At 52.8% G+C, this 20094-nt stretch carries 11 protein-coding genes; 3 read left to right on the forward strand and 8 right to left on the reverse strand.

The features are described from left to right. Position 1 precedes the first annotated feature (1 nt). The 8 genes from JOD20_RS07465 to JOD20_RS07500 all read right to left on the reverse strand — a co-directional run bounded on the left by JOD20_RS07465 (position 2) and on the right by JOD20_RS07500 (position 16823). The gene (locus JOD20_RS07465; protein ID WP_204754664.1) at positions 2-1714 is read right to left on the reverse strand and encodes an ABC transporter permease; all 1713 of its coding nucleotides are present in this window, start codon (positions 1712-1714) and stop codon (positions 2-4) included. Further along, positions 1681-3471: a polysaccharide deacetylase family protein gene (locus JOD20_RS07470; RefSeq protein WP_204754665.1), complete on the reverse strand. Its 1791-nt coding sequence runs from the start codon at positions 3469-3471 to the stop codon at positions 1681-1683. The genes JOD20_RS07465 and JOD20_RS07470 overlap by 34 nt, the downstream gene beginning before the upstream one ends. Positions 3472-3560: 89 nt before the next feature. Continuing rightward, positions 3561-4259 (reverse strand): 4'-phosphopantetheinyl transferase family protein, encoded by a 699-nt coding sequence (locus JOD20_RS07475; protein ID WP_204754666.1) that lies wholly within the window; start codon positions 4257-4259, stop codon positions 3561-3563. A gap of 143 nt (positions 4260-4402) precedes the next feature. Further along, positions 4403-9850 (reverse strand): non-ribosomal peptide synthetase/MFS transporter, encoded by a 5448-nt coding sequence (locus tag JOD20_RS07480; RefSeq protein ID WP_204754667.1) that lies wholly within the window; start codon positions 9848-9850, stop codon positions 4403-4405. Further along, positions 9847-11160 carry a glycosyltransferase family 4 protein gene (locus tag JOD20_RS07485; RefSeq protein WP_204754668.1) on the reverse strand — a complete coding sequence of 438 codons (1314 nt, stop codon included), beginning with the start codon at positions 11158-11160 and terminating at the stop codon, positions 9847-9849. The genes JOD20_RS07480 and JOD20_RS07485 overlap by 4 nt, the downstream gene beginning before the upstream one ends. Beyond that, a complete protein-coding gene (locus JOD20_RS07490; RefSeq protein WP_204754669.1) occupies positions 11157-13046 on the reverse strand; it encodes a non-ribosomal peptide synthetase in 1890 nt (629 codons plus the stop codon). Before JOD20_RS07490 ends, JOD20_RS07485 begins: the two co-directional genes overlap by 4 nt. A gap of 243 nt (positions 13047-13289) precedes the next feature. Beyond that, positions 13290-16178: an FAD-binding and (Fe-S)-binding domain-containing protein gene (locus tag JOD20_RS07495; RefSeq protein ID WP_204754670.1), complete on the reverse strand. Its 2889-nt coding sequence runs from the start codon at positions 16176-16178 to the stop codon at positions 13290-13292. Between the two features lie 3 nt (positions 16179-16181). Then, positions 16182-16823, reverse strand: a complete 642-nt coding sequence (locus tag JOD20_RS07500; protein ID WP_204754671.1) for a cysteine hydrolase family protein — start codon at positions 16821-16823, stop codon at positions 16182-16184. Positions 16824-17458: 635 nt separating this feature from the next. Here JOD20_RS07500 and JOD20_RS07505 point away from each other — a divergent pair. The 3 genes from JOD20_RS07505 to cysS all read left to right on the forward strand — a co-directional run bounded on the left by JOD20_RS07505 (position 17459) and on the right by cysS (position 20065). Continuing rightward, complete coding sequence (locus JOD20_RS07505; protein ID WP_204754672.1) at positions 17459-17788, forward strand: FmdB family zinc ribbon protein; 330 nt, start codon at positions 17459-17461, stop codon at positions 17786-17788. An 83-nt stretch (positions 17789-17871) separates the two neighbouring features. Next, positions 17872-18633 (forward strand): serine O-acetyltransferase, encoded by a 762-nt coding sequence (gene cysE / locus JOD20_RS07510; protein ID WP_204754673.1) that lies wholly within the window; start codon positions 17872-17874, stop codon positions 18631-18633. A gap of 31 nt (positions 18634-18664) precedes the next feature. Further along, a complete protein-coding gene (gene cysS, locus JOD20_RS07515; protein ID WP_204754674.1) occupies positions 18665-20065 on the forward strand; it encodes a cysteine--tRNA ligase in 1401 nt (466 codons plus the stop codon). Positions 20066-20094 lie beyond the last annotated feature (29 nt).

The following is a 20094-nucleotide window of genomic DNA, read 5'->3' on the forward strand; positions in this document are numbered from 1 at the left end:
CTTAGAGTTCTTCGCCAAATCGGGCGCTGTAATGGTTGAAAACGTAGGCTCCGAAACACAGCACAATCAAGGCGGTGAGGCCAGTTCGCGCCACGCCGTCGAGGCTTGGCAAGCCAGGCGTTGGATAATCGGGAACATTCGTGACCCCACCATAGGCAATATCGCGATAGAAATCGACAATTGAGGCCATGGGATTGAGCCAACGCACCAGTTTGGCATAATTGGCGCTAGCAATATTATCTAAGGGATAGAAAACTGGCGTGATAAAAAACCACAGTTGCAGCACAATCCCCATAATATGCGAAACATCACGATAAAACACGGTGATCGACGATAAAAACAGAATCATGCCCAAAATAAACATGCTTTCGATGATGATAATCACTGGCATCAATAAAAGTGTTGCTTTGATTGGCGCGCCAGTAATAAACATAATCAAAAACATAATTGGCAACGCCAGCATGAAATTCACCAAATTGGAAATTAATGTGGTGATTGGTAAAATTTCACGGGGAAAATAAACTTTCTTGATTAAGTTGGCGTTGCTGATTACGCTCATCATACCTTCAGCCATGCCGCCAATAAAATAATTCCACGGTAATAACGCCACCATCAAGAAAATATGAAAATGGCGAATATTGGAATTGAGCAGCAGGCCAAAAATTAAATAGAAGATCGAAATCATCAACAATGGGTTGAGCAACGACCAAACGTAGCCCAAGGCCGAATTTTTGTAGCGTGAACGTAAATCGCGCAAGACCAAGTTGCGAATGAGCTCGCGATAGGCCCACAGCTCACGCACTTTATCGACAATCCCGATTGCGCGATCGGCCAGCACCAACAAAATGCCGCCAACGATTCCGACTGCCAAGGCCAAACCAAATTTGAGCGCAAAATTTTGCGAACGGGCTTGAGTTGGCAACAACGCCGCTTGTTTGACATAGGCTGCGCTGGCTTGGCTATCATCGGATTGGTAGCGCGGGTCGGAGTAGAGCACATCGGTCAAGATTGTACCAATTAAGCCGCGCGCGGTTTTGAGGTCGCGGGTGCGTTCGGCTGCTAAATCTGGTTGGCGTAATTCTACGGCAATCTGATCGAAGCGCACCTCAAATGCCCGCACCAAATCATTGAGATCTTCGGCGTTGATGGCTGGTAGTTCAGTGCTGGCGTGCAGCGAAAAATCAAAGGCTTGCACACCGATTAATTCGCGCAAACGGCGACCAAGCTCATTGTTGGCTGGCTGATTTTTGAGCAATAAACCAAGCTCATATTCCATCAAGCGGCGCAAACTATCGCGGCCACCAGCCGCCCGCACCTGCTGAATCAGCTTTTGGGCGGTGTAATCGGCGGCGGCTTGGGCATCTTCTGGCGAGGTGGCTTGGGCAGTCAGAATTAAACTGCCATCAGCAGCGGGCGCGGCACAGGCTGAGCCAAAGGTATTGCTGCCAAATTTAGGCAAAATGCTTTTGACCACATTGCGGCTAGCATCGCACAACTGATTTTGCAAGGCTTGCTCGGCCATAAAACTGCGATAGCGTTGCGGATTAAGTTGAATTGTGGCGCTTGCATCGTATTGAACTGTTTGGAAAAACAGAGTTGGCGCTGAAATCAGCACAGTCATGCCAATTGTCAGCAACAACAAAAACCAATGAAAGCCGCCTAACCGACGACGTTTGCCATTTACGGTACGTGCGGCGTTGATGGTTTGAGCCATATCGTAATCTCCTCGGCGGAGTTTGCTGGTAAATCAAGAATCAACCGATGGTGGGCCTGATCAAAGCTGCCTTTATCGCTGCCAGTGCTTTCGGCAGGCAGCCGCAAGCTGAGCTGTGCCAAATCGAAACGACTTTGGTTGGCTAGGCGAATCTGGAGTTGTTCAGGAGTTTGTTCGATGGTGAGTTGAATGGATTTGAGCGCGCGCCAGCGGTCGGCAATCTCCGGCACGGTGGCTATCCACGCTTGAGCAGCAACCGCCTGTTGAATAGCGGTTTGCCAAACGGCGATTTGCGCAGGGTTATAAATTTCGTAATTATGAGCATACATATCGATTACGCCGCCGCTGGCCATGGCCTGCTGCAAATAGGTGGTTGCAGTGAGTGCGGTTTGTGGCGTGAGATAGACATCGGGCAAAGCAACCAAATCGTGGCCTGGCAATTGGCGCGGTTGCCACCAACGCCGATCAATCAACAAGTGGCGATCGTTTAAGCCGCGTTGGATGTTGGTTGCATCGAGCACCCGCGTCCGCACGACGGTGCGAATGCCTGCGCTACGCAAGGTTTGCCAATGGGCTTCAGTTACGCCGTCGCTGCCGCCATAGGGAAACGCGAGGCTGCTAGCGGGGGCAAGCCCTTGGCTGATTGCCAAATCGTGCCACTCGCTGCTGTCGCTGGCTAACTCGTTGGCCTGAGCAAAACCAACGTACATATGGCTAAATGTATGGCTTTCGATCGTTTGTTGGGCGGCCTGTAATGGCGCAAGCAAATCGCCAAAATACCAAGCAGGATCGCTCTCGACCGTGCCGTAGGGATCGTGGCTGAACCATGGCGTTTGTGACCAATCGATGGTTTGCCAACGGCGTGGCGTGCTGGCAGCCCAAGCAAAAGTTGGGTCGCCCATCCAAGTGCGGCGCTCTTGGTTGCCGAATAAAAAATTGTAGCCATTGCCAAACCATGTGCCGCGAATCCGATGTGGCGCAAATAAATCGAGCAAATTGTGCGTGCCTTGACGTGCTTGCAAGCCCAAACTGGTGGCGCTGCTAATGGCATCAGTTGGCAAACTGAGCGAGTGAATCGCCCCGCCCATAGCTGTTTCCCAATCGACGCTAAAACTCACGGCGGCAACCGCACCTTGTGGATAGGGTTCGATATAGATGCCTGCTGCGGCCATGCTCAAATTATCAAGATAAATTGTGTCATCGGAAAGCGCGTGGATTGAAATTGCAACCCAAGCAGCTTGGCTGGGGCTTGGCTCGGTTTCAACCAGTAGTGGAGTCCAGGTTGGATCGCCTTTGCTATCGAAGCCCAGCAAGACTGGGGTTTGTTTATCAAGCCGAATATCATCGCCAACTGTATCGATCCAATGCACCCAAACCTGAATTTGCGCGCCAACACTGCTGCGTTGGGTGCCAGGGTCGATTAATGCTTGGAAGCCAAGCCGATAGCGCTGGCCTGTTTGCGCCGTGAGGCGTGGCGAGCGGGCAAAACTATTGACCCCGTAGAGTTGCAAACTATAGCTATCGTCGAGCACATACCCATTGGTGGTATCGGCGCGTTTGAGGCCATTGCCTGACCAGCCATCGGGAATGCCGTTATCAGCAGCGCTGCGCCAATCGGCGTTGGCCAGAATATTGCCGCCAGTCCATGTGCGTGGCGAGCGATCGGGGCGCAACCATTGAGCGATCAGTAGGCCGCCAAGGCCAAACAAAGCCATGGTCAACATAATAAATATCGAGGATTGACGAAACCGCTGCATGCAAAGCCCTTCGAGTTAGTGCGTGCTAAACGCAATAGCGCATTTTAACACAGGGCTGGCGGCTTGACAAAAAAATAGCCTTCAGCGATTTAGCTAGCTAGGCCCAGCCACCCGCGTTGCTGCACTACGATTGGGCTGCTAGAACGAGGGCAAGCCAGCGCGGCGGCGTAGCCAGCAGGCGCTGCGAGCGGCTGAACATGCCATTGATCGACAGTATTTTCGCGGTTCCATTCGAGGGCTTGCTCAACGTGCGGCTCGATCGAAACCGCGAAACTGGAGAGTGGCAGCGATAACCCCATGCCATGGGCTTTGAGATAGGCTTCTTTGCGCGTCCAGCAGCGAAAAAATGCCGCAGTCTGATTCTCGGCATTCAGCACTGCTTGGCGCTCGCTGGGCGCAAAATAATGTTGCACAATGCTCGCCAAGTCGTCGAGTTGGCGTTCTTGCTCAATATCCACGCCGATGGTGTTGAATTGACTTAGCCCAAGCAAGCCGTAGTTGCCAGCATGTGAGAGGTTAAAGCTCAGTTCAACATCCGCCAGCAAGGGCTTGCCATAGCTATTTTGGCTGAATGAAAGCTTCGCTGGATCACGATCAAGATATTCGGCCAAAATTAGGCGCATTGCGCCACGGCAAATCGTGTAGCGCAGCTGATCGCGCTCGAAGTGAAAGCGTAGTGCTCGCGCTTGCTCCTCAGGGTTGAGCACAGCCCAAAAGCGGCTCCGTTGAGGTCGCAGCCGCGTTAGGTCGATCAGCCAAATGTCGATGGTGTTAGCATTTAAGCGCATAGATAGTATAGAACATAGAGCATAGAACATAGAGCATTTGATCCACGAAGGACACGAAGAGCACGAAGATTGTTTAATTCTTAACTTCTTAGCGTAACTTCGCGTTCTTCGCGGTTATAACTGAGCCTTTTTGACTTTTGACTTCATCCTTTGCTTGTCGTGGCGATTATACCATCGGCTTGGGCTTGAATCGTATCGCGGTCGCTGGCAATTTCAGCATCGGGAATCGCATCGGGCAGCGCATCTTCCATATAGCGCAATGGTCGATAGTTGAAGCCAATTACGGCCCAAATTGCCGCAGCCAAGCCAACTACCACCATCAACAAGCCAATCCCACGGTCGGGGCCAACCCCGAAGAGCCAACCCAAACTGTTGCTGAGTGCACCATTTGGCTCAAGCAACGGGCCAAACAGCGTATCGGCCAACGGGCCAGCCAGCCAATAGCCAAGCGGAATGCTGAGCATGGCCAGCATTTGGTTGGTTGCTTGCACCCGCCCTTGCAACTCCAAGCCAACCTTGGTCTGGATGAGCACTTGCCAGTGGGCATTGACCAACGAAATGGTGAACCACATGCCAAACATCGCCAACGCCACCAGCCATGTTGAGGGCCGCAAGCCTGCCAAGGCAATGAAAAAGCCTTCAAGAATCACGAAGCCAACCATGCCCTCGGCGCGGCGTTGCAAACCACCCCACAAACTCATAAACAAGCCACCGAGAAAGCCGCCCAAAGCACAGGCTGCGCTGACAATGCCTAATTCGGCAGGCCCGCCAAACGAGAGCACTAACGGACTCATACTGATGCTGGCGATGCCAAACCAGATGTTGCCCAAGGCAAAAAACAGCACCATCGCCACGAGGCTTGGTCGCTTGATGATATATTCCCAGCCGCGCACAATTTCGCGCAACAATGGCTCCTCGCGCTTGTGATAGAGCGTGTTGGGGAAGCGAACCAAGAACAGCACACCAATTCCCAAGCTAAACGAGATGAAATCGAGCAAAAAGACTCCGCCCAAGCCAAAAAATGCCACCATTCCACCAGCAATAAATGGCGCAATCAAGCCGCCCGTCGCCGAGCCAAGCTGAATCACGCCGTTGGCATGGCCAAGATATTGTTTGGGTACAAGCTGGGTCATGGCTGCTGCATAGGCTGGGCGCTGGAAGGTTCCAGCAATCGAGCTAACTGCTGCCGTGAGGTAAATATGCCAAACCTCAAGTTTGTTGGCCCACAGTAACATGGCAACAACAATTGTCGAAAGCCCAGCAATTGTATCGGCAATAATCATAATCCAGCGCCGATCCCAGCGGTCGGCAATTGCTCCTGCCAAGGGCGAAACCACCAAACTTGGCAGCATCGAGGCGATTGCGGTAAAGGCAAAATCGCTGACCGTGCCAGTGCGCTGATAAATCCAAATGCCCAAGGCAAAGCTCGATAAACTTGAGCCAAGCATCGAAACCAACTGGCCCAAAGCGACCATAAAGAAAATTCGTAGGCTGGGCATGCTGGCTTTGCTGGGTTTGGTTTTGATTGCTGTGGCTTGGATTGGCACTGGTTGTTGCCATTGCTCAGTTTGTTGCTCGATAATTTGGCCCAATTCGCTGGCTTGATGTTTGAGAAAATAATGGCCAGCATGGGGAATCACATGCAGCGTCACGTCGTTGCTGAAGAATTCCCATTCACGATAGCGCTCTTGGTAATATTCGGTCGCTCGATCCATCTCGCCGATAATACAGGCGATCGGAGCTTTGAGCTGCTGCGGCTGTTTTTGGGCAAAAGCTTGGGTAAAATAGCGCTCAACTTCACGCGCATCATGGCGCAAACTGCGCATCACAAAGCTCTGTTCCGCCGGATCGACAATTTCGGTGAAGCCACCCAAGGCGCGCAGAAAATCGCGATACGTTCGATCCGACATCCAGCGGTCGGCGGGCATAAGTTTGTTGAGCAATTCAAAAAAACGGCCAGGCACACGCGCCGCCGGAAAATTACCGCCCAACACAATACCCTGCACGTCGCGGCCTGCTTGCTCCAACAAACGGCCAATTTCGACGGTCATGGCGCTGCCAACACAATGGCCATAGAGCACAATTGGGCCTTGGGTTGTGCTCTGAATTTCGTTGGCAAGCTGGCTAGCAACGACTTCTAAGCTTTGCAATGGCTCGTCGGGGCGGCTAAAATCGTGGCCAGGTAGCTCGGCGGCCAATAAACGATAGCCCTTGGGCATGGCTTGGGCCAATGGTTGATAGGTGATAGCGCTGCCGCCACCATAGGGTATCGCCACAATTGTAGTGTGCTGCTTGGCCTGCGCTTTGGTCAATTCATAGAGCATGCCGCTCGCAGCGCTGCTTGCGCCCGCAAGCTGGGCAGCTAATTCGCGTACCGTTGGATATTTGAACAGGGTCATGACGCTGACATGGCTGCCAATTTTGCGCACAACCCGAATTGCTTTAAATGATTCGCCGCCTAAATCGAAGAAATTATCGTTGATGCCAACTTGATCAAGCGCCAAAACGTCGGCCCAAATTCCAGCCAATTCATGTTCGAGCGGGCTTTGCGGCGCAACATAGCTATCGAGATTGCGCTCGCTGCTGGGGGTTGGCAAGGCACGGCGTTCGATTTTGCCATTTGGGTTGAGCGGCAGCGCATCCAATTCGACAAAGGCGGTTGGCACCATATAATCGGGCAAACTGTTGCGCAGCGCCTCACGAATGCTGCCAATATTCAAGCTCTGGCCTGCTTCGGGCACGATGTAGGCAACCAACCGTTTATCACCTGGCGTGTCTTCGCGCAGAATCACAACGCTATTGGCGACATGGGTTTGGGTTTGCAAGGCAGTTTCAATCTCGCTTAATTCAACTCGATAGCCGCGAATTTTGACTTGCAGATCGATTCGACCCAAAAATTCAATCGCGCCATCAGGCTGGTAGCGCACCAAATCGCCGCTACGATAGAGCCGTGCGCCTGTTTCAGCACTAAATGGATTGGGCACAAATCGCTCGGCAGTGAGATCGGGTCGCCCGATATAGCCACGACCCACGCCTCCACCGCCAACGTAGAGTTCGCCTGGCACGCCTTGCGGCGTTGGCTGCATGTGGCGATCGAGCACATAAATTTGCACATTGCCCAAGGGCCGCCCAAGTGGCACGCTGCTGCTTGGGTAGCGCGGCTGTCTCGGAATCGGGTAGGTCAGCATCGAAACCGTGGTTTCGGTTGGCCCATAGTGGTTTTGCAGCTGCACGCTGGGCTGAAGTTGGCGAATATCGCCAAGTTGCTCCCACAAACTGGCCTCGCCCGCCAAAATCAGGCGCTGCTTGGGAATCACATCAGCCAAATTGCTCAGACCGCGCATGGCCTCAAAATGGCTTGGCACCAGTTTCATCACATCGATCCGATGCTGGCGGAAGTAGGCGGCAAAGGCCTCGGGATCGGTGGCGCGTTCGTAGGCCACGATATGCAATTCGCCGCCGCTACACAAGGCTCCATAGACGTTGGTTGTGCCAAGGTCGGCGGCGAAGGTCGAAACTAAGGCATAGCTCCAGCCATCTTCGGCTTCAATTCGTTGCAATAAGCCTTGAATATAATTGACATAATTGCGGTGTTCGATTGCTACGCCTTTGGGGCGACCAGTCGAGCCAGAGGTAAACAGCACATACATCAAACTGCGTGGATCGATCGCCAAATTCAGGTTGTGGGTTGGCGCTTGGGCAATTGTCGGCCAAGCCTCGTCAATGCAGATCACCTCAAGATCGAGCGTTGGCAATTCGGCAGCTAGCTCGGCGTGGGTAATCAGCATTCCAACCGCGCCATCTGCAAGCATCGCGCTGATACGATCTTGGGGGTAAATCGGGTCGATTGGCACATAGGCCGCGCCCGCCTTGAGAATCCCCAACGCGCCCACCAACAAATCCAGCGAGCGATCGATAAACAACCCAACCCGCATATCGCAGCCGATGCCACGCTGGCGCAAGCTGTGAGCTAGTTGGTTGGCGCGTTGATTGAGTTCGGCGTAGCTCAGGGTTTGGCCTTCAAAATGCAAGGCTGTGCGCTCTGGCACGCGTGCCGCTTGGGCTTCAAACAAGCTCACAATTGAATCAACCGCAGGATAATTGGCGCTGGTGCTGTTCCAGGTTTGCAGCAATTGTTGGCGTTCGCTGCTGCTCAGCAAGGGCAAATGCTCGATGCTGGCATCGGGATTGGTCACCGCATATTCCAACAAGCTATGGAAATGGCTGGCCATGCGTTCGATCGTGCTGCGCTCAAATAGATCAGTGTTGTATTCGAAGGTGGCACGATTGGCGGCTAAATTCAGATTAATATCAAATTTAGCGCTGCCAGTTTCAATTGCCCCGCCAAATTGCAAGCCAAATTCACCTGAATCGACCGTTTGAATGCTGGTGGTTTGGTGCACAAACAAGGCTTGAAACAGCGGGTTATGGCTCAAACTGCGTTCGACTTTGAGCACATCAATTAAATGTTCGAGCGGCATATCTTGGTGCTCGAAGGCCGCCAACGAGGTTTGGCTCACTTGGGCAATCAGGCTGCGAAAGCTCGGCGAACCAGCCAAATTGACCCGAATTGGCAAGGTATTGACGAAAAAGCCGATCAAATTTTCGATTTCGCGACGGGTGCGGTTGGCAATCGGCGTACCAATAATCAGATCGTTTTGGCCGGAATAGCGATAAAGCAAAACTTGAAAGGCCGCCATAAACAGCATAAACGGCGTGGCCCGTTCTTGGCGGCTCAAGCGCTCGACGGCCTCAACCAAACTCCATGGCAAATGATATTCGAGCGTCGCGCCGAGATCGCGTTTGACCGCTGGCCGTGGATGGTCGGCTGGCAAATTGAGCAATGGCAAGCTGCCGCTCAATTGAGTTTGCCAAAAATTCAAATGTTGATTGTAAACTTCTTCGAGCACATAGCGTTTGTGCCAAACCGCAAAATCGGCATATTGAATTGGCAGCGCTGGTAGTTCAAGTTGCTCGCCACGTAGCCCCGCTTCATACAGCTGGCCCAGCTCGCGCAGCAAGACCCCAATCGACCAACCATCGCAGGCAATATGATGAATCGTCAATACCAATTCAGCGTAATCATCAGCCGTTTGCAATAACAAACCACGCAACATTAAATCTTTAGTTAGATCAAACGGCTGTTGACTGTGGCGCTCGATCTGCTGCTGGCGTTGGCTGGCTTGCTGCTCGCTGCTCAAATTTCGTAAATCAACAAGCTCCAAATCGAGGCTATGGAATGGCTGAATAACTTGCACTGGCTCATCATTATGCACTTCGATCGTGCTGCGCAGCACTTCATGGCGCTGAATAATTTTATCAAGACATGTCTGCAATACAGAAACATTAATTTCGCCCACAATGCTGAATGTAGCAGGAATATGATAAGCGGCACTTGCTGGCTGCCACTGACTTAAAAACCACAGGCGTTGTTGGGCAAACGAAAGTTCAAAGGCTGGGCGTTCGCCGACGCGGGCCAGTGCGGGAATGCTGGGCGCTGGCTTGGCTGCTTGGCGTTGGCGCAGACGTTGGGCCAACAAGGCGCGGCGTTCTGGCGAAAGATCTTCGAGTTGGCGGGCGACTTCGGTCATACTTGCTCACCTCGGCGTTGTTTCAGGCGTTGGGCGAGGAGCGCTCGTTGTTCAGCAGGCATGGCTGCCAACTGCGCTGCCCGTTGCACGTTGCGGTCGGGAGTTAAGCTCGGCACAAGGCTAGTTTGGCGTGGTTGCAAATTGAGAAAATACTGTTCAAACTTTTCGATGCCAATGTTGTTGAGAAAATTGAGCGCTGCTGCTTGCGAGCGCTGAGCCAAATCGTTGTAATGCTCGCGATCATTCAACAAACGGCGCAAAGTTGCTTCCCAAGGCGTAACATCTTGCGGCGGCACAACTGGAATTGCGGTATACACTTTGGCTGAAATGCTGCTATATTCGCGAATTTGGTTGACTGGCAGCAAATATTCCACGCCTAACTTGGCTTCGGGCAAGCCGCCAACATCGCTGGCCAACACCGGAATGCCGCGTAACATCGCATCGACCACGACTTGGCCAAACGATTCGCCCCACAGCGATGGCACCAACAACACTTTGACATGCTTGAGCACCTCGTTCATATCGGGCGAGGGCTGAATAAATTGCACATTCGGCAGCGCTTCGAGAATCGCGCGATCTTTGCCGGTAGTTGACCAGGTTGGTACGGCAGCAAATTGCATATCGGGCATGCGCTGGGCTAATTCAATAAAAATTGGGCTACCCTTGAGCATCGATGGATTGATCATCGTGACCGCGCCTTGATCGAAGTTGGCCAAAAATGGAAACGGCCCTGCGCCATATGAGGGAAAGCGCAGCACGGTCGAATCGAGGTTGCCCCATTCCTTGGCGTAGCGTTGCAAATATTCGCTCACGCAGATTAAATCGGCCATTTGTTGCAAGGTGCGGGTTTTGGTTGGGTCGTCAACGAAGCATTCGGGGCCGAATGGCAAGGTTGCTTGGCTATGCGAGAGAAACACTGCGCGGCCTGGATTGGCTTCGTGGGCGACTTCGACCCATAAGAACGAGCGATCCTCGGTGACAATCGTCCAATCGATGTTAAATTCGTTGCTGACGCGGTGAATTAGCTTGGTGAAGAAGCTCAGCGAGCCGCCCGAAGCATAAACATCAACCCCATTCATGTGATAATGCACCATGTCGGGATCGCTGGCATCGACCACCTGAATTTGGCGTTGTTCAAGCTGCTTCAATAATTTTTCTTTGCCGTTTTTTTCGCGATTTTCTTCTAGTGGATAGAGTACGATGCAAGTGTGGCCGCGCTCCACGAGGCCTTCCATCAAAAAGCGGTTGGCTTTGTGCGCCCCGCCGGAGACGAACAAATAATCAAGCGGCTGAATCAGCAAAAAATTCATGCGGTAATCGCTCCTTCATCGGCCAACAGAGCTTGAATTTCCTCATCCGAGAGGCCATCGAGTTCATCGAGCAAGGCTGCCAGTTCTGCATCGTCGGCGTTGGCAATTTGATATTGCTCGATTAGTTGTGCCGTAGCGGCGATGGTTGGCTCGACTCCGAGCAAAACCGAAAGTGGAATTTCGACCGCAAACGTGCTGCGAATTGCCGAAACAATTTGGGTTGCCAGCAGCGAGTGACCGCCAGCATCAAAGAAATCATCAAGCACGCCAATGTTGGGCGTATCCAAAATATTCTCCCAAATTGTGGCAATTTGCTGTTCGAGCGGCGTGCGTGGAGCAACGTAGTTTTCGCTAACGGTCAGCAAGGCAAAATCTGGCTCGGGCAGGGCTGCAACATCGAGCTTGCCGTTGGGTGTGCGCGGCAATTCCTTTACGACGGTGTACGAGAGCGGTACCATATATTTGGGCAGCATGCTCTCCAAGTAGCGATACATATCGCGATAGTAGGGCATAACTTCGCCGTGCAACACCAAATAGGCGACCAAGCGCTCAGTCTGGTTGTGGTCGTGATGCAAGGTGACAACGGCGTGGCGCACGTTGGGATATTCCAACAACAACATTTCAATTTCCGCAGGATCGATGCGATAGCCACGATGCTTAATTTGATGATCGATCCGTCCGCGAAACTCAAGGCTGCCATCGCTCAAGCGCCGCACCAAATCGCCAGTGCGATAAACGCGACTGCCAGCTTGCGCGCTCCATGGATTGGGCAAAAAGCGTTCGGCAGTTTGATCGCCAAGGCCGAGATAGCCGTGCGCAAGACCAACGCTGCTGACCAAGAGTTCACCAACGGCCTCGCCTTCGAGCAAATTCAAATCCTGATCGACAATATAGATTTGGCTATTGCTGATAGCATTGCCGATGCTGACCGCCATGCCATAGCGCAAAGGCTGGCTCATGGTGGCGCAAACCGTCACTTCGGTTGGGCCATAGGCATTGATAAAGCGTCGATTTGTGCCCCAGCGCGCCACAATTTCCGCTGTGCAAGCCTCGCCTGCCGATACGATCGTTTGCAAATTGGGCAAATCGCGTGGATCGAGCAAGGCCAAAACCGAAGGCGGCAGCGTTACGACCGTAATCTGATGATCGCGCAGCGTCGTCAATAAATCGGGGCCTGGTAAAAGATCGTTCGTTGGGGCTACAAACAAAGTCGCGGCCTGAAAAAAAGCCGTGATCATTTCAGAAATCGAGGCATCGAAGCTGGGCGAGGCAAATTGCAACACCCGTGATTGGCTAGTGATGCCAAAGCGTTCACTTTGGGCAACCGCCAAATTGGCCAAGCCCCGATGCGGCACGAGCACACCTTTGGGCTTGCCAGTTGAGCCAGAGGTATAAATGATGTAGGCCAAATCGTCGACGCTAAGCTGATGCACAGGAGCGCTCGTTGGTTGTTGTTCTAGCTCAGCAGTTAATTGATCAAAGATGTGCAATTGGCGATCAGGCAATTGGCTAGCGGTAAGCTGGCTGGCCAAAACCACGTTTGCGCCGCTATTAGCCAACATATATTTGAGTCGTTCTTGGGGATAGCTTGGGTCGAGCGGCAAGTAGGCTGCGCCCGCCTTCCAAATCGCAATTGCAGCAATGATGGCCTCGGTTGAACGCTCAAAACAAGCGCCAACCACTGCGCCACGGCGGATACCTTGGCTGTGTAAATAATGCGCAAGCTGGTTGCTGCGTTGCTCAAGCTCGGCGTAACACAGCTTAAAATTGCTGGTCGCAATGGCAATAGCCTGTGGCGAATGCTGGGCGTGCGTGCTGAGAACATCGGGCACAAAAAGCTGGCCCATGCGGTCGGCGGTGATCGGCGCTAATGTCGCTATTGACATAACACGGCTCCTTCGCATCGTTTCAGATTGTAGTTTTAGCATTGTTGCGATGCCTATGGGCGCAGCGATAGCCTCAGCGCAACCGCCAAAGGCCCCAGGCAGGGCATGGGAAATCTGGTTGGGGATTGATTAAATGACACGACTCTTCAAGGCCATACTATACGCCAAAGCCTTGGCCTTTGTCAATTTGTTGGATGAACAAACAATTGAACAGATATGAAATGTTCTACGATTATCTGTAGCTTAATCGGCTAAACAAGCAGCCAAAAAAACAACCGGATGCTGAGCAATTACGCCTGTGCCAGCTTCAATCTGATGCCGACACGACATGCCTGCTGCCAAAACTGGCTGTTGACTTGTGCGAACTGCTGGAAACAGGCGTTGCTCGCCACAAGCCATGGAAATCTCGTAATGCTCGTGCTCATAGCCAAACGAGCCAGCCATACCACAACAGCCGCTTTCAATTTCTTGCACCGCGAGGTTGGGCACAAGTCGCAACATCGCCAGCAATGGGCTAGTGCTGATCAAGGCTTTTTGATAGCAATGGCCATGCACCAGCACCTGATCTGCGGGCAATTGCTGATTCCAACGCCATGTAACGCCTTCAGCAGCCAATTTGACCAGAAATTCTTCAATAAAGTAGCTTTGAGCAGCCACAACCTTCGCCGCATTGGTTGGCACTAAAGCTGGGTATTCGTCGCGAAAGCTGGCGATACAGCTTGGCTCCAAGCCAATAATTGGCACACCCAACTCAGCAAATGGCGCAAGCAGTTTGATGTTGTGTTCAGCATTGGCGCGGGCTTCTGCCAACATGCCCTTTGAGATTAGTGGCCTGCCACAACAGCGCCGTTCGTTGATCACATACACTTTGTAGCCCGCAGCGCTGAGCAATTTCACCGCCGCTTGGCCAATCTGTGGCTCGTTGTACAGCGTAAACGTATCATCCCAAAGAATTAATGGGCCACGCGGCGCAGTTTGCTGCTGTTTGTGCTGCTTGAACCAAGCCCGAAACGAGCGCCGCGCTAATGCTGGCAATTGGCGACGTTGATCGATGCCCAAGCTGCGGTCGAGCAGCCAGCGCGTGATTGGCTGGGCTAGCAACCAATTATTTAAACGCGGAACCAGCATGCCAAGCTGATTGATTTTGGCGATCTGGCCAAACAAACGGCTGCGCATTGGCACGCCATGAGTTGCCTGATACTGCGCCAGCCATTCCGATTTGAGCCGCGCCATATCCACAATCGACGGGCATTCACGTTTGCAGGCCTTGCATTCAAGGCATAAATCCATGGCTTCGTGTAATTCAGGGCTGCTCAAACCCTCGGCTCCAAGCTGGCCCGTCATGGCTGCGCGCAGGGCATTGGCTCGGCCTCGCGTTGAATGAGCCTCATCGCGAGTTGCCATATACGATGGGCACATCACGCCAGCATCAGCTTTGCGGCAAACACCTTGGCCATTGCACATCTCGACCAAGCCCGCAAAACCGCCGTCGGGCGTGAAATCGAAGAAGGTCACGCTGGGCGCATGCGGCGTTTGGTAACTTGGGTTGATGCGCAGAATTTCTGGCTGCCACGGCTGAGGTGCGGCCAAAATCTTACCTGGGTTGAAGATTGAATTTGGGTCGAATAGCTGCTTAATTTCGCCAAAGGCTTGGTGTAATTCTGCGCCATATAATTGTTGATTAAAGGCTGAGCGCGCCAGACCCTCGCCATGTTCGCCTGTGGTTGTGCCGCCAAGGCTAATTGCCAAGCTGGCGACTGCCTGCGAAATATGCGCCATTTGGGCCAAACCAGTTTCAGTTTTCAAATTAATCAATGGATTGATGTGCAAGCAACCAACCGAAGCATGCGCATAAAAACTGGCTTCGGTGCCAACCTCGCGACAAATCGCCTCAACTCCGCGAGCATAGTCGGCCAAACGATCAACTGGCACGGTCGCATCATCGACAAACGCCAGTGGTTTGGCATCGCCACGTTGGCTCATCAACAAGCCTAAGCCTGCTTTGCGCACGGCCCAAACATTGGCAATTGCGGCGGGCATTGTTTCGCGCACGACGCGGCCAGTTTCGCCAAGCGTGCGCAAATGGGCTTCTAAGGCGGCATCGTTGGCGGCTAATTTGTTGGCATCTGCTCCCGCCCATTCAACAATTAACACCACGCGCGGCTCGCCGACTACAAAACTGAGGCGCGAGCCATACTCAGGGTTTTGGCGGGTCAAATTAATAAAATAACGATCAAATAATTCGACGGCGCTTGGCTGAAAACGCAAAATTTCGGGAACAAGCGCCAACGCTTGCTGCAAATCATCAAAATGCCAGAGTGCTAGCCGCGTAACTTTTGGCCGTTCGACGAGGCTAAGTTGCGCGCCAACGGTCAATCCCAGTGTGCCTTCGCTGCCAACCAAAATTGGTACAGCGCTAAACGGTTGCTGCTGCTGCTGGCGCTGGAGCATGCGTTGCAGATTGTAGCCTGCCACATTGCGCCAAACTTGGGGATAATCACGCTCGATGGCGTGAGCATAACGCGTAACAATCTGGCCAAGTTGCTGTTGAATCTGCTGCTGGCGCGGGTTATTGGCTGGTTGGGTTGACCAATTTGCAACTGAGCTATCATCCAAAATGCTTTCGATGGCGATCGTATGATCAACGGTCATGCCATAGACAATTGAGTGCGAGCCAGTCGAATTATTGCCGAGCATGCCGCCAATCGTGGCCGAAGCGCTCGACGAAGGGTCAGGGCCGAACATCAGGCCATACGGCTTGAGAAAATTATTCAAACGATCAAGCGTGCAGCCAGCCTCAACCCAAATCTGGCGCTGCTCTGGATCAAACTCGCCAATGTGGCCAAACGAATGCGAAAGATCAACAATAATGCCCGCGCCAATCGCTTGGCCAGAGAGACTTGTGCCACCGCCACGCGGCACAATTGGCACGCAAAAGCGTTGGGCAATCTCGACGATGGCTTGCAAATCGGCGCGATCGCGCGGAATAGCCACCGCTTTGGGCATGACGGCGTAGGATGAGGCATCGGTGCTATAGAGCGCACGTGTCAAGCGGTCGGCGTGAACCTTGCCACGAACCGACCGCTGCAGTGCAGCCAAAACCTCAATTTGAAGTTCTGCTGCTGGATTCATCAATTAATACCCGCGACTTGCATTGACCATGGCGCTGCGTCCACTCAAAATTTCGAGAAATTGTGCGTGATCCATAGGATGCGAGAACATTGGATAATCTTTGCTAATTGCGCCTTCTTGCTCTTCGGCGCTGGTGGCGGCGACACAATCGGTCAGGGTAATCACGTTATAGCCGCGTTCGTAGCCTGAGCGCATCGTCGATTCGACGCAACAGTTGGTCAAAAAGCCCGCCAAAACCAAATTGCTCAAGCCACGGCTGCGCAGAATAAAATCAAGGTTGGTGCTGGCGAAGGTATCAAGGCCACGCTTGCCCTCGACCACAATATCGGCGCTTTCCGGCGTGAGCACATCAATCAATTCCGCGCCCCAACTGCCCTTACGAAATGCGTTGTTATCGACCACGCCCTTGAGAATGCCATAGGGTTGGTTGGTAATTTCGCGGTAGCCTTCGGCGAATGAAATTGGCGCATGAATAATCGTCACGCCTGCTTCACGAGCTTGCTTGACCGTTTCGAGCGTGTTGGCCAGCATGTTGGTAGCTTGCATGCTTTCGGCAACTGCGCCGTGAAGTGCTCCGCCTTCCGAGGTGAAATCGTTTTGAAATTCGATGAGAACCAACGCGGTTGTTGCTGGATCGATCTGCATACTATCTCCCTTGTGGCTGAATATGGAGAACGCTGATCGGGCGGCATTGATGTGAGCTACGTTGCCCAAGGCCTATTATCACAAACAAATCAGCCCAAATCAAGTATGAAGTATGAGGGATGAGGGATGCAAGTCAAAAGTCAAAGGGCAGAAGCCCGAGCAACGAGCATAGAACATAGAACATAGAACATAGAACATAAAGGCAAAGGGCAAAGGGCAGAGGGCAAAATGGGGATAGGATTTTTAACGCAGAAGCGCAGAGGGATGAGGCTATAGGCTGGTGGCTTTGGGCTAGCGGAGATTTTGGTAAAAACTTGAGACCTATAGCCAAAAGTCAATAGCCAATAGCCATCTCCCCTTCGTGCTCTTCGTGCTCTTCGTGGATCACAACTTTGACTCCGTGCCTCCCCAAAAATCCCGCGAGCCAAAAGCCGATAGCCAAAAGCCTATCGTCCTTCGTACTCTTCGTGTCCTTCGCGAATCAAAACCGATCCCCAGCCCCCAACAACCGACCCCCACCTATGCTCTCTGTTCTGCTCTTGGTTGATCAGCGACCATAATTACGGTAGAATGAGGCAATGTGCCTTTTGGGGCTTTGTTGCGTTAAACTTTCATCCTGTCGGAGGTATGGTAGCGTGCCAACCTATGTGTATGCGTGCCAAGCATGTGGCGCACAATTCGAGCAATTTCAACGCTTCTCTGACGAGCCGCTGACAATCTGTCCGCGCTGTCAAGGCACGATCAAACGTGTATTTCAGCCGGTTGGGGTGGTATTCAAGGGTAGTGGATGGTATATTAATGATAGTCGTTCAGGCAATAACAGCAGCACCAGCAGCAAATCAAGCACTCCTGCAGCAACAAGCAGCGATGCCAGTAGTGCTGCGCCTGCCGCTGCAACCAGCGAAAGCAAGCCTGAAGCTCCCAAAGCTGAAGCGAGCAAATCAGACTCAACGGCTGCGGCCTAAAGCGACATTCAAGAACCCAAGGTACTTGGCTTAAGGCTAATGGCCTTGGGCTTTCTTTTTGTCTGCGAAAGGATTGGATCGATATGAGGCATTGGTGGCGTTCGGTTCGCGAAGATATTCAGACAATTTTGCATAACGACCCGGCAGCGCGCTCGATCTTTGAGGTGCTGCTCTACCCTGGCTTTCAGGCTGTCCAAATCCATCGCCTAACCCACTGGCTTTGGAACCAGAAGTTGCCCTTCATTCCGCGTTTGCTTTCGCAACTCACGCGTTTTTTTACCGGCATTGAGATTCACCCAGGCGCGACGATTGGCCAGCGCTTGTTTATCGACCATGGCATGGGCATTGTGGTTGGCGAAACCGCAATTATCGGCGATGATGTTGTGATGTATCAAGGCGTGACGCTCGGCGGAACTGGCAAGGAAATTGGCAAACGACACCCAACCATTGGCAACAATGTGGTGATTGGGGTGGGGGCCAAAGTGCTTGGGGCAATTACCATTGGCGAAGGCGCACGCATCGGCGGCGGCGCGGTTGTGGTCAAACCAGTGCCTGCCTACTCAACCGCAATTGGCGTGCCTGCGCGGGTGGTGGCAACCCGCGATCCCCAAACGGGCCAAACCAATCGGGTTGAAATGTTGCCCGACCCCGAGGGCGCAATGTTGCGCTCGCTCCACGAATCAGTCCAAACGCTTAATCAACGGGTGATCGAGCTTGAAAGCGCCATGGGCAGCCAAGCCTACCATATAGCCGCGCTCAGCGCCCAACGTACCCCTGGTGATGATCCCTTCGATTGCCTTGAAGATTTGCAAAGTTACGAGATGCACTACGCTGACGGTATTTAGCTCTTTATTATTGTGTTGAGGAGCCAGAATTATGGCATTAGCAATTTACAACACCCTTAGCCGCCAGACCGAGCCGTTTACACCGTTGGTTGCTGACCATGTGTCGATGTATGTCTGTGGGCCGACGGTGTATTCTGATGCCCATATTGGCCATGCCATGTCAGCTGTTGTGTTCGATGTGGTGCGGCGCTATTTGGAGTGGTCGGGCTATACGGTGCGCCATGTGATGAATTTTACCGATGTTGACGATAAAATTATTCGCCGCGCCAACGAGCAGGGCCGCGATCCGATGGAATTGGCCGAAAGCTATACCTTGGCCTTTCTTGATCAATTGGGCCAGTTGAATGTGCTGCCAGCCACCGCCTACCCTCGGGTTTCAACCACAATTCCGCAAATTATTCAATTTATCGAAGGCCTGATCGCCAAAGATGCAGCGTATCACGCTAGCAATGGCGATGTTTATTTTCGCGTGCGTGGCGATGAAGATTATGGCAAGCTTTCGCGGCGCGCCGTCGACGATATGCGTTCTGGTGCACGGATCGCTCCCGACGAAGCCAAAGCTGATCCTTTAGATTTTGCTTTGTGGAAAGCGGCCAAACCCGGCGAGCCAGCGTGGGAAAGCCCGTGGGGCCAAGGCCGACCTGGTTGGCATATCGAATGCTCGGCTATGAGTTTGCACGAATTAGCTGAGCAAATTGATATTCATGGCGGCGGCAACGACCTGATCTTCCCGCACCACGAAAATGAAATTGCCCAAACCGAATCGTTGACCGGCAAGAATTTTGCCCAAATCTGGATGCATAACGGCATGCTGCAATTGGCTGGCGAAAAAATGAGCAAATCGCTGGGTAATTTGATCACGATTGATCAATTTTTAAGCGAACATTCCGCCGATATTATGCGCTTGATGGTGCTTTCTGGCTCGTATCGCGCACCATTGGTTTATAATGATGAGGTTTTGGCCGATACCGAACGCAAGCTCGAACGCATCATGTCGGCTTTCAAGCCAGCGCATGGCACGACGACCAGCGGCGCGGTGGTTGATACGCTCACCACCATTGTGGCCAAAGCGCCAGCCGATTTCCGCAGCGCGATGGATAGCGATTTTAACAGCGCGGCGGCCTTGGCGGTGTTGTTTGATTTGGTGCGTTCGATCAACGCTGCTCGTGATGCTGGCGTTGGTGGCGAGCCATTCGATGCTGCGCAAGCTCGTTTGCGCGAATTGGCAGCGGTGCTCGGCCTTCGTTTGGAAGCAACCAGCGCCAGCAAAACCGATGCCGCCCCATTCATCGAATTGTTGATTGAGTTACGCGCCGAATTGCGCAAAGCCAAGCAATGGGCGCTCTCCGATTTGGTGCGCAACCGCCTGAGCGAGCTTGATGTGCAACTCGAAGACGGCCCAAGCGGCACAACATGGACGACGAAAGGATGAGGGATGAGGGATGAGGGATGAGGGATGAG

Origin of the sequence: Herpetosiphon giganteus (genome assembly GCF_016907925.1) — a bacterium.
Lineage (GTDB): Bacteria > Chloroflexota > Chloroflexia > Chloroflexales > Herpetosiphonaceae > Herpetosiphon > Herpetosiphon giganteus.

Excerpts from the sequence above, each read along its gene's own strand:
- JOD20_RS07500 (WP_204754671.1), bottom strand. The coding sequence starts at position 16,823 with ATGCAGATCGATCCAGCAACAACCGCGTTGGTTCTCATCGAATTTCAA.
- JOD20_RS07480 (WP_204754667.1), bottom strand. The coding sequence starts at position 9,850 with ATGACCGAAGTCGCCCGCCAACTCGAAGATCTTTCGCCAGAACGCCGC.
- JOD20_RS07485 (WP_204754668.1), bottom strand. The coding sequence starts at position 11,160 with ATGAATTTTTTGCTGATTCAGCCGCTTGATTATTTGTTCGTCTCCGGC.
- JOD20_RS07495 (WP_204754670.1), bottom strand. The coding sequence starts at position 16,178 with ATGAATCCAGCAGCAGAACTTCAAATTGAGGTTTTGGCTGCACTGCAG.
- JOD20_RS07470 (WP_204754665.1), bottom strand. The coding sequence starts at position 3,471 with ATGCAGCGGTTTCGTCAATCCTCGATATTTATTATGTTGACCATGGCT.
- JOD20_RS07475 (WP_204754666.1), bottom strand. The coding sequence starts at position 4,259 with ATGCGCTTAAATGCTAACACCATCGACATTTGGCTGATCGACCTAACG.
- cysE (WP_204754673.1), top strand. The coding sequence starts at position 17,872 with ATGAGGCATTGGTGGCGTTCGGTTCGCGAAGATATTCAGACAATTTTG.
- JOD20_RS07465 (WP_204754664.1), bottom strand. The coding sequence starts at position 1,714 with ATGGCTCAAACCATCAACGCCGCACGTACCGTAAATGGCAAACGTCGT.
- cysS (WP_204754674.1), top strand. The coding sequence starts at position 18,665 with ATGGCATTAGCAATTTACAACACCCTTAGCCGCCAGACCGAGCCGTTT.
- JOD20_RS07490 (WP_204754669.1), bottom strand. The coding sequence starts at position 13,046 with ATGTCAATAGCGACATTAGCGCCGATCACCGCCGACCGCATGGGCCAG.